Below are 14,638 nucleotides of genomic sequence, written 5' to 3'. Positions count from 1 at the left end.
GGCCGATCTTGGCCGACTCCGTCACATCCGCTGCGCGTGCGTCCGCCGCACCGCCCGTCAGCCCGCCACGGGGTCACCCTTCGTGTAGGTGAGGCGCTCCACGGAGCCCGGCTTGAAGTCGTCCTCGATCTTCTTGCCGTTGACGTACAGCTCGATCGCGCCGGCGTCGCCCAGGATCAGGTTGATCTTCGAGCTGTCCTGGAAGGTCTTGGACTGGCCCTTCTTCAGCAGCCCGTCGAAGAGCATCCGGCCGTTGTGGTCCTTGGCGGAGATCCAGCTGCGTCCGTCGGGCGCGCTGACCTGGACGGTTACCTTGTCCTGCGGCGCCGCGGCGATGGCGCTGTCGGAGGGCTCGCCGCTCGGCTCGGCGGGCTTCTCCTTCTGGGGCTTGGGCGAGGACGTCTTGCCGGCGGAGGGCTTGGCACCCTCGGCGACCTGCGACTTGGAGTCGCCGCTGTCGTCGCCGCCCTTGAAGGCGGTGAACCCGACGAAGCCGATCACGACGACGATCGCGGCGACCATGGCCGCGGTCCAGTTCGGCCCGCGTCGCTCGGGCCGGATCCGCTCGGCTTCGAACAGAGGTGCGGCGGGGGTGGGTGCGGGACGACCGCCGTGTTCGGCGTCGTACCGTTCGATCAGCGGTTCGGGATCGAGGTGGACGGCCCTGGCCAGCGTGCGGATGTGGCCACGGGCGTATACGGCGCCGCCACAGGGGGCGAAGTCGTCCGCCTCGATGGCGTGCACGATGGCGGTACGGACACGAGTGGCACTGCTGACCTCGTCCACGGTGAGCCCGGCCGCGATCCGCGCCTGCTGCAGGGCGCGGCCGACGGAGGGTCGGGCTTCCTGGGACTCGTCTGGGAACGGACGCTCGTCTTCAGGGGAGTTGCCGATGGACACGGGGGCGCCTTTCGAGCGTGAAGCCACCTGTGCTGGAAGCTCAGTCTAGAGGGGGTACGAAAGGGTGGAACAACCGGACGGTATGACTTTGTACCCCATCGGAACGGCCGGACATCCCGAGGGCTGGACAAGCAGGTACCCCAGGGTGGGACGCCTAGCTGTCCTTTCGCTCAACTTGACGTGCGACAAAGGGAAACGGTTGCTCGCCGCTCTCTAACGGGTGTATCACGGCGATGCCGCCGGCCGGCCTAACCGGCATCCGCCGGACGGCCGTACGCCTCATCCCCCGGTCTCCCCGCGAATCAGCGCGAGCACGCCGTCCAGGTCGTCGGGCTTCACGAGAACGTCACGTGCCTTGGAGCCCTCGCTCGGTCCGACGATGTTGCGGGACTCCATGAGGTCCATGAGCCGCCCGGCCTTGGCGAAGCCGACGCGCAGCTTGCGCTGGAGCATGGACGTCGATCCGAACTGGGTGGAGACGACCAGTTCGGCCGCCTGGCACAGCAGGTCGAGGTCGTCGCCGATGTCCTCGTCGATCTCCTTCTTCTGCTTGGTGCCGACCGTGACGTCGTCCCGGAAGACCGGCGCCATCTGGTCCTTGCAGTGCCGGACGACGGCCGCGATCTCCTCCTCGGTGACGAACGCGCCCTGCATACGGGTCGGCTTGTTGGCGCCCATCGGCAGGAACAGCCCGTCGCCCTTGCCGATCAGCTTCTCTGCGCCGGCCTGGTCGAGGATGACGCGGGAGTCGGCCAGCGAGGAGGTGGCGAAGGCCAGCCGGGAGGGCACGTTGGCCTTGATGAGGCCCGTGACCACGTCCACCGAGGGCCGCTGGGTGGCGAGCACCAGGTGGATGCCGGCCGCGCGCGCGAGCTGGGTGATCCGTACGATCGCGTCCTCGACGTCACGCGGGGCGACCATCATCAGGTCGGCCAGCTCGTCCACGATGACCAGCAGGTAGGGGTACGGCTGCAGCTCCCGCTCGCTGCCCTCGGGCGCCGTGACCTTGCCCTCGCGCACCGCGCGGTTGAAGTCGTCGATGTGCCGGTAGCCGTAGGCCGCCAGGTCGTCGTACCTGAGGTCCATCTCGCGGACGACCCACTGCAGCGCCTCGGCGGCCCGCTTCGGGTTGGTGATGATCGGCGTGATCAGGTGCGGGATGCCCTCATAGGCGGTCAGCTCGACGCGCTTGGGGTCGACCAGGATCAGCCGGACGTCCTCCGGGGTCGCCCGCATCATGACGGAGGTGATGAGGCAGTTGATGCAGGACGACTTGCCGGACCCGGTGGCGCCGGCGACCAGCATGTGCGGCATCTTCGCGAGCGAGTGCATCACGTACCCGCCCTCGACGTCCTTGCCGAACGCGACCAGCATCGGGTCGTCGTCCTCCGCGGACTCCGCGAGGCGCAGTACGTCGCCGAGGTTGACCATCTCCCGGTCGGTGTTCGGGATCTCGATGCCCACCGCGGACTTGCCGGGGATGGGGCTGATGATCCGCACGTCGGGGCTGGCCACCGCGTACGCGATGTTCTTGGTGAGCGCGGTGATCCGCTCGACCTTCACGGCGGGCCCGAGTTCGACCTCGTAGCGGGTGACCGTCGGGCCGCGGGTGAAGCCGGTGACGGCCGCGTCGACCTTGAACTCGGTGAAGACCTGGGTGAGTGAGGCGACGACCGCGTCGTTGGCGGCGCTGCGGGCCTTGCCGGGGCCGCCGCGCTGGAGCAGGTCCAGGGAGGGCAGCGCGTAGGTGATGTCGCCGGACAGCTGGAGCTGCTCGGCGCGCGCGGGCAGCTCGCGGGGAGCCTCCGGGGCCTTCTTGGTCAGGTCGGGTACGGACTTGGTCCGGTCGGCGACGGACTTGGTCCGGTCGGGTGCGGGCTCGGCGTCGAGCTTCTCCTGCTCGGGGCGGGCGGCCGGGACCGGCGTCGGCGCGGGAGCGGGCACCGGTGTGGTGTCCTCGCGTTCCCCGGCGCTGACCCCCTGGGTGAGGTCGGCGACGAGCGGGGACGGCGGCATGCCGTGCAGGACGGCACCGTCGAGGGCGGCGGCGGCCGCCGCAGCGACGTCCACGGCGTCCATCTGCCGCTGCAGATCCGGCTGGGGCACCGCGGAGCGCCTGGGGCGCCCGCGGCGCTGCGAGAGGGCCTCTTCCTCGGCGCTCTCGGGGTCGTACGCCCGAGGGGCGCCCGAGCGCCTGCGCGTGCGCGGGGGCGGAGTCTCGCGCCACGGCTCGTCGTACTCCTCCGCGTCCACGGCGAACTCGTCGTCACGGTCGGGGAGCACGCCCAGGTGCACCCCCAGCATGCGCAGCCGCTGCGGGACAGCGTTGACCGGGGTGGCGGTCACCACGAGCAGTCCGAAGACCGTGAGCAGCACCAGCAGGGGTACGGCGAGCATCTCGGTCATGGTGTACGTCAGCGGGGTGGCCGCCGCCCAGCCGATGAGGCCGCCGGCGTCCCTTATGGCCTGCATGCCCGCGCTGCGGGCGGGTGAGCCGCAGGCGATGTGGACCTGGCCGAGCACGCCGAGGACGAGCGCGGACAGGCCGATCACGATCCGGCCGTTGGCCTCGGGCTTCTCCGGGTGCCGGACGAACCGTACGCCGATCACCGCGAAGAGGATCGGCACCAGCAGGTCGAGCCGGCCGAAGGCGCCGGTGACGAGGATCTCCACCAGGTCCCCGACGGGGCCCTTCAGGTCGGCCCAGGTGCCGGCGGCGACGATCAGCGCGATGCCGAACAGCAGCAGCGCGACGCCGTCCTTGCGGTGGGCCGGGTCGAGGTTCTTCGCACCCTGCCCTATGCCCCGGAAGACGGCGCCGACGGCGTGCGCGAGGCCCAGCCAGACGGCGCGCACGAGCCGGTAGACGCCCCCGGTGGGGCTGGGGGCGGGCTTCGGCGCGGGCTTCTTCGCCGCGGTCTTCCTGGCCGGGGCCTTCTTCGCTGCGGCCTTCTTCGCCGGAGCCTTCGCGGGAGCCGCAGCCTTCTTGGCGGGCTGCTTCTTGGCTGCGGAGGGACGTGAGGCCATGGGTGTGAGGTTACCGGGGGAGACGACGGCGGACACGTGTGCCCACAGCTTCACCCGTTCGTGTCGTGTCTGCCGGGGCCCGGAACTGACGCACGCTCACCGGCAACTCCGGCCCCGGCGTACGTCAGTTCTGTGAGGGCACGGCGGCACCGGCGCCGCCCGTGCCCGGCTCCAGGGCGTCCAGCGCCCGGCGCAGTCCGGTGAGTTTGCGCTCCAGATGCGCCGCCGTGGCCACCGCCGCCGCGTCCGCGGAGTCGTCGTCCAGCTGCTTGGACAGCGCCTCCGCCTGCTCCTCGACGGCCGCGAGTCGCGCGGACAGCTCCGCGAGCAGCCCGGCCGACTCCTTGCCCGCGGCCCCGCCCTTGCCGCCGCCCTCCAGCTGGAGCCGCAGCAGCGCGGCCTGCTCGCGCAGCTGGCAGTTCTTCATGTACAGCTCGACGAAGACCGAGACCTTCGCGCGCAGCACCCACGGGTCGAACGGCTTGGAGATGTAGTCCACCGCGCCCGCCGCATAGCCCCGGAAGGTGTGGTGCGGGCCGTGGTTGATCGCCGTGAGGAAGATGATCGGGATGTCCCGCGTCCGCTCGCGCCGCTTGATGTGGGCGGCGGTCTCGAACCCGTCCATGCCCGGCATCTGGACATCCAGAAGAATCACGGCGAAATCGTCCGTGAGCAGCGCTTTGAGCGCTTCCTCCCCGCTCGATGCCCGCACCAGCGTCTGATCGAGCGCAGAGAGGATGGCCTCCAGCGCCAGCAGATTCTCCGGCCGGTCATCGACCAGGAGGATCTTGGCCTTCTGCACCATGGCCCGCCCTCCTCGCCCCGGCGGTACACCGGGCGCCGCCCCAGGGGACGACTCCCTTTCGCCGCCCGTCCTTGTGCCGGTCATCGTAGCCGCACCCCGCCCGTCGCCACACCCTGTCACCGTGATGTCACTGTGCACTTACCGGAAACGCCGCGGAACCCCGGAAGGTTCCCGGAATCCGGGATTCCTGCTCCGGGATTCCTGCGCGTCGCCGACCCTCATCATGCAGCAACTCCCGAGGCCCGTCCGAGGTTCCCCGGCCGTTCACGCCAGGTCCGGCCGGGCCGCCCGGCACTGTCACCGCGCGGTCATCCACTGGCGCATCACCGCCAGCAGGTGATCGGGGTCGACCGGCTTGGTGACGTAGTCGGAGGCACCCGACTCGATCGCCTTCTCCCGGTCGCCCTTCATCGCCTTCGCGGTGAGCGCGATGATCGGCAGTCCCGCGAACTGCGGCATCCGCCGGATCGCCGTGGTCGTCGCGTACCCGTCCATCTCGGGCATCATGATGTCCATCAGCACCACCGCCACGTCGTCGTGCTGCTCCAGCACCTCGATGCCCTCGCGGCCGTTCTCGGCGTACAGCACCGACAGACCGTGCTGCTCCAGGACGCTGGTGAGCGCGAACACGTTGCGGATGTCGTCGTCGACGATCAGCACCTTCTCGCCGCCGAACCGTACCGCGCGCCCCTGCTGCTGTCCGCTCTCCTGCTCCGTGACCACCGTCCACTGCTCGGGCCGCTGCACCTCCTCGGGCAACGTCCGCCGGCGGCGCCGGAACAGCGCGGCGGCGCCGTTCTGCGTCTCCTGGTACGACTTCACCTCGGCCGGCGTCTCGACCTCGGCCGCGGACAGCTCCGAGGAGCGCTGCGCCTCGGAGGCGACCAGGTCGCCGGCCTCCAGTGCGGGCACGGCCTGCTGGTAGCCCTGCGGCGGCAGTTCGCTCGGGTACAGCGGCAGGTACAGCGTGAACGTCGAGCCACGGCCCGGTTCGCTCTGCGCGTGGATCTCTCCCCCGAGGAGCTGCGCGATCTCCCGCGAGATCGACAGGCCGAGGCCGGTGCCGCCGTACTTGCGGCTGGTGGTGCCGTCCGCCTGCTTGAACGCCTCGAAGATGACCCGCATCTTGCCGGCGGCGATGCCGATGCCGGTGTCGGTCACCGAGAAGGCGATCAGCTCGCCGTCCGGATCGGTCAGCGAACCGGCCTCCAGCAGCTGCTCCCGGATGGACTGCGGCACCTCCCCGCCGACGGGCCGGATGACCAGTTCCACCGACCCGGAGTCGGTGAACTTCACCGCGTTGGACAGCAGGTTCCGCAGTACCTGCAGCAGCCGCTGCTCGTCGGTGTGCAGGGTCGCCGGCAGCTCCGGGGAGACCCGTACGGACAGATCCAGGCCCTTCTCGGCGGTCAGCGGCCGGAAAGTGGCCTCCACGTAGTCCACGAGCTGTACGAGCGCGATACGCGTCGGCGAGACGTCCATCTTGCCCGCCTCGACCTTCGACAGGTCCAGGATGTCGTTGATCAGCTGCAGCAGGTCCGAGCCGGCCCCGTGGATGGTCTCGGCGAACTCGACCTGCTTCGGCGACAGGTTGCCCTCGGCGTTGTCGGCGAGCAGCTTGGCCAGGATCAGCAGCGAGTTCAGCGGGGTGCGCAGCTCGTGCGACATGTTGGCGAGGAACTCGCTCTTGTAGCGCATCGAGACCGCGAGCTGCTCGGCACGCTCCTCCAGAACCTGCCGGGCCTCCTCGATCTCGGTGTTCTTCACCTCGATGTCCCGGTTCTGGCGGGCCAGCAGCTCGGCCTTCTCCTCCAGCTCGGCGTTGGAGGCCTGCAGCGCCTTCTGCCGGTTCTCCAACTCGGCCGACCGCTCGCGCAGTTGTTCGGTCAGTTCCTGCGACTGCTTCAGCAGCTCCTCGGTCTTGGTGTTGACCGAGATGGTGTTGACGCTGGTCGCGATCATCTCGGCGATCTGGTTGAGGAAGTCCTTCTGGATCTGCGTGAACGGGGTGAAGGACGCCAGCTCGATCACGCCGAGCACCTTGCCCTCGAACAGCACCGGCAGCACGATCACCTGCGCGGGCGGTGCCTCCCCGAGCCCGGAGGAGATCTTCAGGTAGCCGCTGGGCGCGTTCTCCACCAGGATCGTGCGCTTCTCCTCGGCGGCCGTGCCGACCAGTGCCTCACCGGGCCGGAACGACGTCGGCATGGAGCCCATCGAGTAGCCGTACGAGCCCTGCATCCGCAGCTCGTAGTCGTCGTCGCCGTACCCGACGTCCTTGCCCTCCATGAGCGGCATCGCCAGGAAGAACGCCCCGTGCTGCGCGGACACCACCGGAGTCAGCTCGCTCATGATCAGCGAGGCCACGTCCTCCAGGTCCCGCCGGCCCTGCATGAGGGCGGAGATCCGGGCCAGGTTGCCCTTGAGCCAGTCCTGCTCCTTGTTGGCGATCGTGGTGTCGCGCAGGTTGGCGATCATCTTGTTGATGTAGTCCTGCAGCTCCTGGATCTCACCGGACGCGTCCACGTCGATCTTCAGGTTCAGGTCGCCACGGGTCACCGCGGTCGCCACGCGCGCGATGGCACGCACCTGCCGGGTCAGGTTCCCGGCCATCTCGTTCACCGACTCGGTCAGGTCCCGCCAGGTGCCGTCGACGTCACGCACGCGTGCCTGACCGCCGAGCTGTCCTTCCGTACCCACCTCGCGGGCCACGCGCGTGACCTCCTCGGCGAAACTGGACAGCTGGTCGACCATCGTGTTGATCGTCGTCTTCAGCTCGAGGATCTCACCGCGCGCGTCGATGTCGATCTTCTTCGTCAGGTCACCCTTGGCGATGGCCGTGGTCACCATGGCGATGTTCCGCACCTGTCCGGTCAGGTTGGACGCCATCTGGTTCACGGACTCGGTGAGGTCCTTCCAGGTGCCGGCCACACCCGGCACGTGCGCCTGACCGCCGAGGATGCCGTCCGTACCCACTTCCCGGGCCACCTTGGTGACCTGGTCGGCGAACGAACTCAGCGTCTTCACCATCGTGTTGATGGTGTCGGCCAGCTGTGCCACCTCACCGCTCGCCTCGATGGTCACCTGACGCGTCAGGTCACCGTTGGCGACGGCCGCCGACACCTGGGAGATGTTCCGCACCTGCATGGTCAGGTTGTTTGCCATCAGGTTGACGTTGTTGCTCAGGTCCTTCCAGATACCGGTCACGCCCGGTACGTGCGCCTGGCCGCCCAGGATGCCCTCGGTGCCCACCTCGCGGGCCACCCGGGTCACCTGCTCGGCGAAGCTGGACAGCTGGTCGACCATGGTGTTGACCGTCGTGACCAGCTCGAGGATCTCACCCTTGGCGTCAACAGTGATCTTCTTCGACAGGTCGCCCTTGGCGACCGCCGTCGTCACCTCGGCGATGTTGCGCACCTGGATCGTCAGGTTGTTCGCCATGAAGTTCACGGACTGCGTGAGGTCCTTCCAGGTGCCGGAGACGCCCTGCACCTCGGCCTGCCCCCCGAGCATGCCCTCCGTGCCCACCTCACGGGCCACCCGCGTGACCTCCTGGGCGAACGACGACAGCTGGTCGACCATCGTGTTCAGGGTGTTCTTCAGCTCCAGGATCTCCCCGCGCGCGTCCACGGTGATCTTCTGGGAGAGGTCACCACGCGCCACCGCGGTGGCGACCTGCGCGATGTTGCGCACCTGGGCCGTCAGGTTGCCGGCCATGCCGTTCACCGAATCCGTCAGGTCCCGCCACACACCGGCGACACCCGGCACCTGCGCCTGCCCGCCGAGCCGCCCCTCGGTACCCACGTCACGCGCCACCCGGGTCACCTGGTCGGCGAAGGCGGACAGCTGATCGACCATCGTGTTGATCGTGTTCTTCAGCTCGAGGATCTCACCGCGCGCGTCGACGTCGATCTTCTGCGACAGGTCGCCGCGCGCCACCGCCGTCGTCACCTGGGCGATCTGCCGCACCTGGGAGGTCAGGTTGCCGGCCATGAAGTTGACGGAGTCCGTCAGCTCCTTCCAGGTGCCGGAGACGCCGTCCACCTGAGCCTGACCGCCCAGCCGGCCCTCCGTACCCACGTCCCGGGCCATCCGTGTGACCTGGTCGGCGAAGCTCGACAGCTGGTCCACCATCGTGTTCACGGTGTTCTTCAGCTGGAGCATCTCGCCGGACACGTCCACGGTGACCTTCTGCGACAGGTCGCCGTTGGCCACCGCCGTCGTCACCTGGGCGATGTTGCGGACCTGACCGGTGAGGTTGCGGAATGCGGTGTTGACCGAGTCGGTCAGGTCCTTCCACGTGCCGGCCGCACCCGGCACCTGAGCCTGGCCGCCCAGCTCACCCTCGACACCGACCTCCCGCGCGACCCGCGTCACCTCGGCACCGAACGCCGACAGCTGGTCCACCATGCCGTTGACGGTGTTCTTCAGCTCCAGCATCTCGCCGGCCACGTCCACGGTGACCTTCTGCGACAGATCACCGCTGGCCACCGCCGTCGTCACGGCGGCGATGTCCCGCACCTGGGTCGTCAGGTTCCGGAACACCGTGTTGACGGAGTCCGTCAGGTCCTTCCACGTACCGGCCGCCCCCGGCACGTTCGCCTGCCCGCCGAGCCGCCCTTCCGCACCGACCTCGTTGGCCACGCGCGTGACCTCGTCGGCGAAGATCCGCAGGGTCTCCGTCATCTGGTTGATCGTCTCGGCGAGCTGCGCCACCTCACCGCGCGCCTGGACGGTCACCTTCTGCGACAGATCACCGTTGGCGACAGCCGTCGTGACCTGGGAGATCCCCCGCACCTGCGCGGTCAGGTTGCCCGCCATGGTGTTGACGGAGTCGGTCAGCTCCTTCCACACACCGGCCACCTCGGGCACCTGCGCCCGGCCACCCAGGATGCCCTCGGTGCCCACCTCGCGGGCCACGCGCGTGACCTCGGAGGAGAAGGCCGAAAGCTGGTCCACCATCGTGTTGACGGTGTTCTTCAGCTCCAGCATCTCGCCGGCGACATGCACGGTCACCTTGCGTGACAGATCACCCTTGGCGACCGCCGTGGTCACCAGTGCGATGTCCCGCACCTGAGCGGTCAGCCGGTCCGCCATCGTGTTGACGGACTCGGTCAGGTCCTTCCACGAACCGGACATACCGCGCACCCGGGCCTGTCCGCCGAGCTTGCCCTCGGTGCCAACCTCGCTGGCCACCCGCGTGACCTCGTCCGTGAACGTCGACAACTGGTCGACCAGGTTGTTGACCGTACGGCCGACCTTCAGGAACTCACCCCGCAGCGGATGCCCGGTGCCGCCGTCGGGCGCCTGCGTACGCAGCTCCATCCGGGGCGACAGATCGCCCTCGGCGACCGCCGTGAGCACCCGGCTGACCTCGGAGACGGGCCAGACGAGATCGTCCACGAGCGCGTTGGAGTTGTCGACGGCCGTCGCCCAGGAGCCCTCACAGGCCCCCGTCTCCAGCCGTTCCGTGAGTTTTCCCTCACGCCCCACCATGCGCCGCACCCGCGACAGCTCACCGGTCAGATGCAGATTCCGGTCGGCCACCTCGTTGAAGACGGCCGCGATCTCGGACATCACGCCGTCCCCGGACACCGTGAGCCGCTTGCGGAAGTTGCCGTCCCGCATGGACACCAGCGCCGCCAGCAGCCGGTTCAGCGCAGCCGTGTCCACCTCGGTGGTACCGCCGCTCCTGCCCAGGGACGGTCCGCCTTTCGCGCGCGTCTTCGTGCCTCGCGTCGCCGCGCCAGACTCCACTGTGTCCCTCCCGGAGGGGTAGACCGTTACTGCTGTGCTCGGCCGCTTCGGCCCGGCGTGCCGCTCATCGGCATACCGGTTACTTCCGCGTACCGGTTACTGCTGCGTATTTCTGCCAGACGAGATCCGGCCACACCAGGGGCTGCTGCCCGCCGCGCACGGAACACACGCACCCCGGCCCGACCTTCACCAGAAGCTTGCCCAGTGTTTCACCCCGGCCGAACCAGGCCATAACAGTTCGGCAGCTTCGCACATCGTCCGCACACCGTGGGGGGTGAACACCGGCGACCGGCATCCGTTCGGACGGCGAAGGTAAGTAACCTTGCATCCGGCTGTCCAGCCGCACCGGTGCGACCGGCCTGGGCGGTGGCACGAGAACGAGCGGGCATCGGAGGGGCGGCCGCAGACCATGACCACCGGACTGATCCCCGGGGGACAGCCCCCGGAGCCACAGCCGACGGGCGAGCTGATGCCGCAGCAGCGGCGCGAGCCGTCCGGCCCGGAAGCCCTGCACGACGACGACCGGCCGAGGAGTTCTGTGATCACCGCGCGCGCGGCTGCCCGTTTCGAGCCCGTCGGGCGTTCGGTTGCGACCGCCCGGGCTTTCGTCCGCGACACCCTCCAGGGCTGGGGTTTCGCCGACATCGTCGACGACGCCGTGGTCCTCACCAGCGAGCTGGTGACCAACGCGGTCGTCCACGCGGGCACGCACGCGGACGTGCTGTGTCTGCGCACCGAGGACGGGGTGCGCGTGGAGGTCTCCGACCGCTACCCGGAGCGCGAGGTCCCGCTGCAGAGTTCCGCGGCGGCCATGGGCAGCCCCGACCGCGAGGGCGGCCGCGGCCTCCAGCTCTGCGCCGCCCTGGCCACCCGCTGGGGCGTCGACTACACGCCCACGCACAAGAACGTCTGGTTCCAGCTCAACCTGCCCGAACGCCCGGTCGGTACCCGCACCGCCGGCCCCGCCCTGCCCGCCGAGCTTCTCCCGCTGGCCGACGGCCGGGTCCGTGTGGCGGTCCTCCAGGTCGACCGCAAGGGCTCCATCAGCGCCTGGAACGAGGACGCCGAGGAACTCTTCGGCTACCGCGCGGGCGACGTCGTCGGCAAGCCCCTCACCGAGCTGGCCGCCTGGCCGCACACCCCCGGTACCGGCACCGGCATCGCCGAGGCCCTCCAGCTGTCCCGCTGGGAGGGCACCTACGGCATCCGCGGCACCGACGGCCGTGTGGCCCGGGTGTACGCCTCCCACCTCCGGGTCCGCGACACCGGCGGCGAGCCGTCCACCGTCTGCCTCCTGGTCCGCGACCACGAGCGCGCCGTCCTGCAGTCCCCGCCCCGGGTCCCGGCCACCGACCAGGCCCAGTCCGCCGACGGGCAGAGCGCCGACCCCTTCGAGGTGTTCATCGGCTCCCCCGCCCCGGACGACCTCGACGGTCTGCTGCAGCGCACGGTGGAACGCGCCCGCGACATGCTCGACGGCGACTCCGCGTTCCTGTTGCTCGCCACCGACGACGAGACGGAACTGGAGGTCCGCGCCTCCACGGGCCTGCCCTCGGCCCGGCAGCGCTTCGCGCGCGTGCCCGTCGAGGCGGGCCCCGGCCGCTACGGCTCGGCCCGCATGCCCGCCGTCCACGACGACCTCGCCGCCGTGCCCGGTGCCGTACCGCTGCTCGCCGGCACCGGCATGCGTTCGGTGGTCACGGTCCCGCTGAAGGTCGAGGGCCGTCTGACCGGCTCCCTCGGCGTCGCCGCGGAGGCGCCCGGCCGCTACACCAACGAAGAAGCACTGCGCCTCCAGTTCGCCGCCGACCGCATCGCCTTGGCCGTCGAGTCCGCCCGTCTCGGCGAGCTGGAGCGGCTGCGCCGCGGCTCGCTGAGCTTCCTGGTCGAGGCCTCGGACCTGCTGGCCGGCACCCTGGACCGGGACCAGACCCTGGCCCTGATGGCCCAGATGACCGTCCCGACGCTGGCCACCTGGTGCGCGGTGTACACCATCGCCGACCAGGCCTCGGAGCCCTATCTGTCGTACGTCCTGCACGAGGACGAGGAACTCATCGACGGCATCAAGTCGTTGTTGTCGAAGGTCCCCCCGCCGGATCCGGTACCGACGCCCGGCGCGCGCGTGTGGACGACCCCGGGCGAGGTCGCCCACCAGGCCGCCCTGCGCAGCTCGATGCGCAGCCTCGGGCTGTCCGGCGGGCCCACGCACCGGGTCGCCTCCGGGATCGGCCCGACACTGGCGACGGCCTCCGCGGTCGGTGGCGAGACCGTGGTGCTGCCGCTCGTCGCCCGTAACCGCGTCATCGGCATGCTGACCCTCGGCAAGCCCACCGACGAGCACTTCCGCCAGGAGATCCTCGAACTCGCCGAGGACCTGAGCCGCCGCGCCGCCCTCGCCCTGGACAACGCCCGCCTCTACTCGGAACGGACGGCCATCAGCCAGGCCCTCCAGCGCAGCCTGCTCCCGCCGGGCACTCCGAACATCGAGGGCATCGAGGTCGAGGTCATCTACCGCGCGGCCGGCGAGGGCAACGAGGTCGGCGGCGACTTCTACGACGTCTTCCCCATCGGCAACGGCGCGTACGGCTTCGCCATCGGCGACGTCTGCGGTACGGGCCCGAACGCGGCGGCGGTGACCGGCCTGGCCCGGCACGCCCTGCGCCTGCTGGCCCGGGAGGGCCTGTCGGGCCCGGCGGTACTGGAGCGCCTGAACTCCGCGATCCTCGACGAGGGGGACCGCAGCCGCTTCCTGACGCTCCTCTACGGCGAGTTGCGACCGCAGGAGGACGGCAGCGCCGAGCTGAAGCTGGTCTGCGCCGGCCATCCGCTTCCGCTGCGCCTGCGCCAGGACGGCACCGTGGTGGCGTCGGCCGAACCGCAGCCCCTGCTGGGCGTCATCGAGGACCTGGAGCTGTACGAGGAGACGCTCACCCTCGACCCCGGTGACGTGCTGCTGTGCGTCACGGACGGCGTGACCGAACGCCGGGAGGGCACCCGCATGCTGGGCGACGACGGCCTCGCCGACGTCCTCACGACGTGTACGGGTCTGACGGCCGGCGCGGTGGCGGCACGCATCATGCGCGCGGTGGAGCGCTTCGCCTCGGACGCCCCTTCGGACGACATGGCGATTCTGGCGATGCGCGTCCCGGGACTCCACAAGGAAGCGTGAGGAAACACGAAAAAGGCCCCACCCGGAAGGGTGGGGCCTTTTTGCTGGAGCCCCCAAACGGAATCGAACCGTTGACCTTCTCCTTACCATGGAGACGCTCTGCCGACTGAGCTATAGGGGCCTGTCGTTTCGAGGTTTCCCTCGCGGCGACAAAGAAACTGTACCCCGAACAGGCTCGAGTTCCCAAACTCGTTCGGTGCACGCTCAGAAGGCGGGCTGGAGCAGTCCCCCGAGGGCGTTGCAGGCGGAGACGACGCGCTGCATCTCACGCTTCGTCAGTGAGGCGTCCACCGGCAGGGCGAGCGTCTCGTCCGCGGCCAGCTCGGTCTCCGGCAACGACACGCACCGGCGGAATTCCGGTAGCCGGTGCACGGGGGTCTTAACCGGTACCCGGCACTCCACTCCCTTGGCGCGCACGGCGCGTGCGAAGGCGTCCCGGTCCGGCCGGCCGTTGCCCGGCACCCGTACGACGTACTGCTGGTAGGTGTGACCGTCGCCGCCGTCCGGCGTCCGGACCCCCTTCAGCTTGGCGTCGAGGTACGCGGCGCGCTCGCGGCGCTGCGCTATCTCGTCGTACGGCGCCTCGGACTCGCCCTGTTCGAGCACGAGCAGTCCGTGCCGGGACCCGAGCGCGTGCAGCCGTGCGATGTCGGCGTGCCGTCCGAAGCGGTGGACGACAACGACGGCGGCGGTACGCGGTGTTACGGCGGCCTCGACCGCGCCGGGGTTGAGGCAGTAGGTCACCGGGTCTATGTCGGCGAACACCGGAAGCGCGCCGGCCAGGGTCACGGCCTCGGCGATCTCGACGTTGCCGAAGGCCGGTACGACGACCTCGTCACCGACTCCTACGCCGGCGGCCCTGAGCATTGCAGCAGTACCCATGTAGTGGATGCTGGGCGCGGAACGTGAACGACACGTTACGCACAACAAAAAAAGGTCGGACCCTGAACCGAAGTTCAGGGTCCGACCTTTGAAGAATT

At 69.7% G+C, this 14,638-nt stretch carries 6 protein-coding genes and 1 tRNA gene; 1 reads left to right on the top strand and 6 read right to left on the bottom strand.

Translation table 11 applies throughout. The features are described from left to right. Positions 1 to 57 precede the first annotated feature (57 nt). The 4 genes from JK359_RS24470 to JK359_RS24455 form a co-directional block, all read right to left on the bottom strand. Positions 58 to 900, bottom strand: coding sequence for a helix-turn-helix domain-containing protein (locus JK359_RS24470; RefSeq protein ID WP_201839611.1), 843 nt, complete (start codon positions 898 to 900; stop codon positions 58 to 60). Between the two features lie 279 nt (positions 901 to 1,179). After that, a complete protein-coding gene (locus tag JK359_RS24465) occupies positions 1,180 to 3,927 on the bottom strand; it encodes a DNA translocase FtsK (RefSeq protein WP_201839609.1) in 2,748 nt (915 codons plus the stop codon). A 124-nt stretch (positions 3,928 to 4,051) separates the two neighbouring features. Further along, positions 4,052 to 4,732 (bottom strand): response regulator, encoded by a 681-nt coding sequence (locus JK359_RS24460; RefSeq protein ID WP_201839607.1) that lies wholly within the window; start codon positions 4,730 to 4,732, stop codon positions 4,052 to 4,054. A gap of 297 nt (positions 4,733 to 5,029) precedes the next feature. Then, positions 5,030 to 10,489 carry a HAMP domain-containing protein gene (locus JK359_RS24455; protein ID WP_201839605.1) on the bottom strand — a complete coding sequence of 1,820 codons (5,460 nt, stop codon included), beginning with the start codon at positions 10,487 to 10,489 and terminating at the stop codon, positions 5,030 to 5,032. A gap of 409 nt (positions 10,490 to 10,898) precedes the next feature. Between JK359_RS24455 and JK359_RS24450 the strand changes: the two genes are divergently transcribed. Further along, positions 10,899 to 13,658, top strand: a complete 2,760-nt coding sequence (locus JK359_RS24450; protein ID WP_201839603.1) for a SpoIIE family protein phosphatase — start codon at positions 10,899 to 10,901, stop codon at positions 13,656 to 13,658. Between the two features lie 45 nt (positions 13,659 to 13,703). Here JK359_RS24450 and JK359_RS24445 read toward each other — a convergent pair. After that, positions 13,704 to 13,779 (bottom strand) — tRNA-Thr (locus JK359_RS24445). An 83-nt stretch (positions 13,780 to 13,862) separates the two neighbouring features. After that, positions 13,863 to 14,525, bottom strand: a complete 663-nt coding sequence (locus JK359_RS24440) for a DegT/DnrJ/EryC1/StrS family aminotransferase (RefSeq protein ID WP_201840004.1) — start codon at positions 14,523 to 14,525, stop codon at positions 13,863 to 13,865. Between the last annotated feature and the right edge of the window lie 113 nt (positions 14,526 to 14,638).

The organism is Streptomyces actinomycinicus, from assembly GCF_016741775.1.
Classification (GTDB): domain Bacteria; phylum Actinomycetota; class Actinomycetes; order Streptomycetales; family Streptomycetaceae; genus Streptomyces; species Streptomyces actinomycinicus.
Note: the sequence above shows the minus strand (reverse complement) of the source record. Positions and strands in the feature narration are given on the sequence as shown.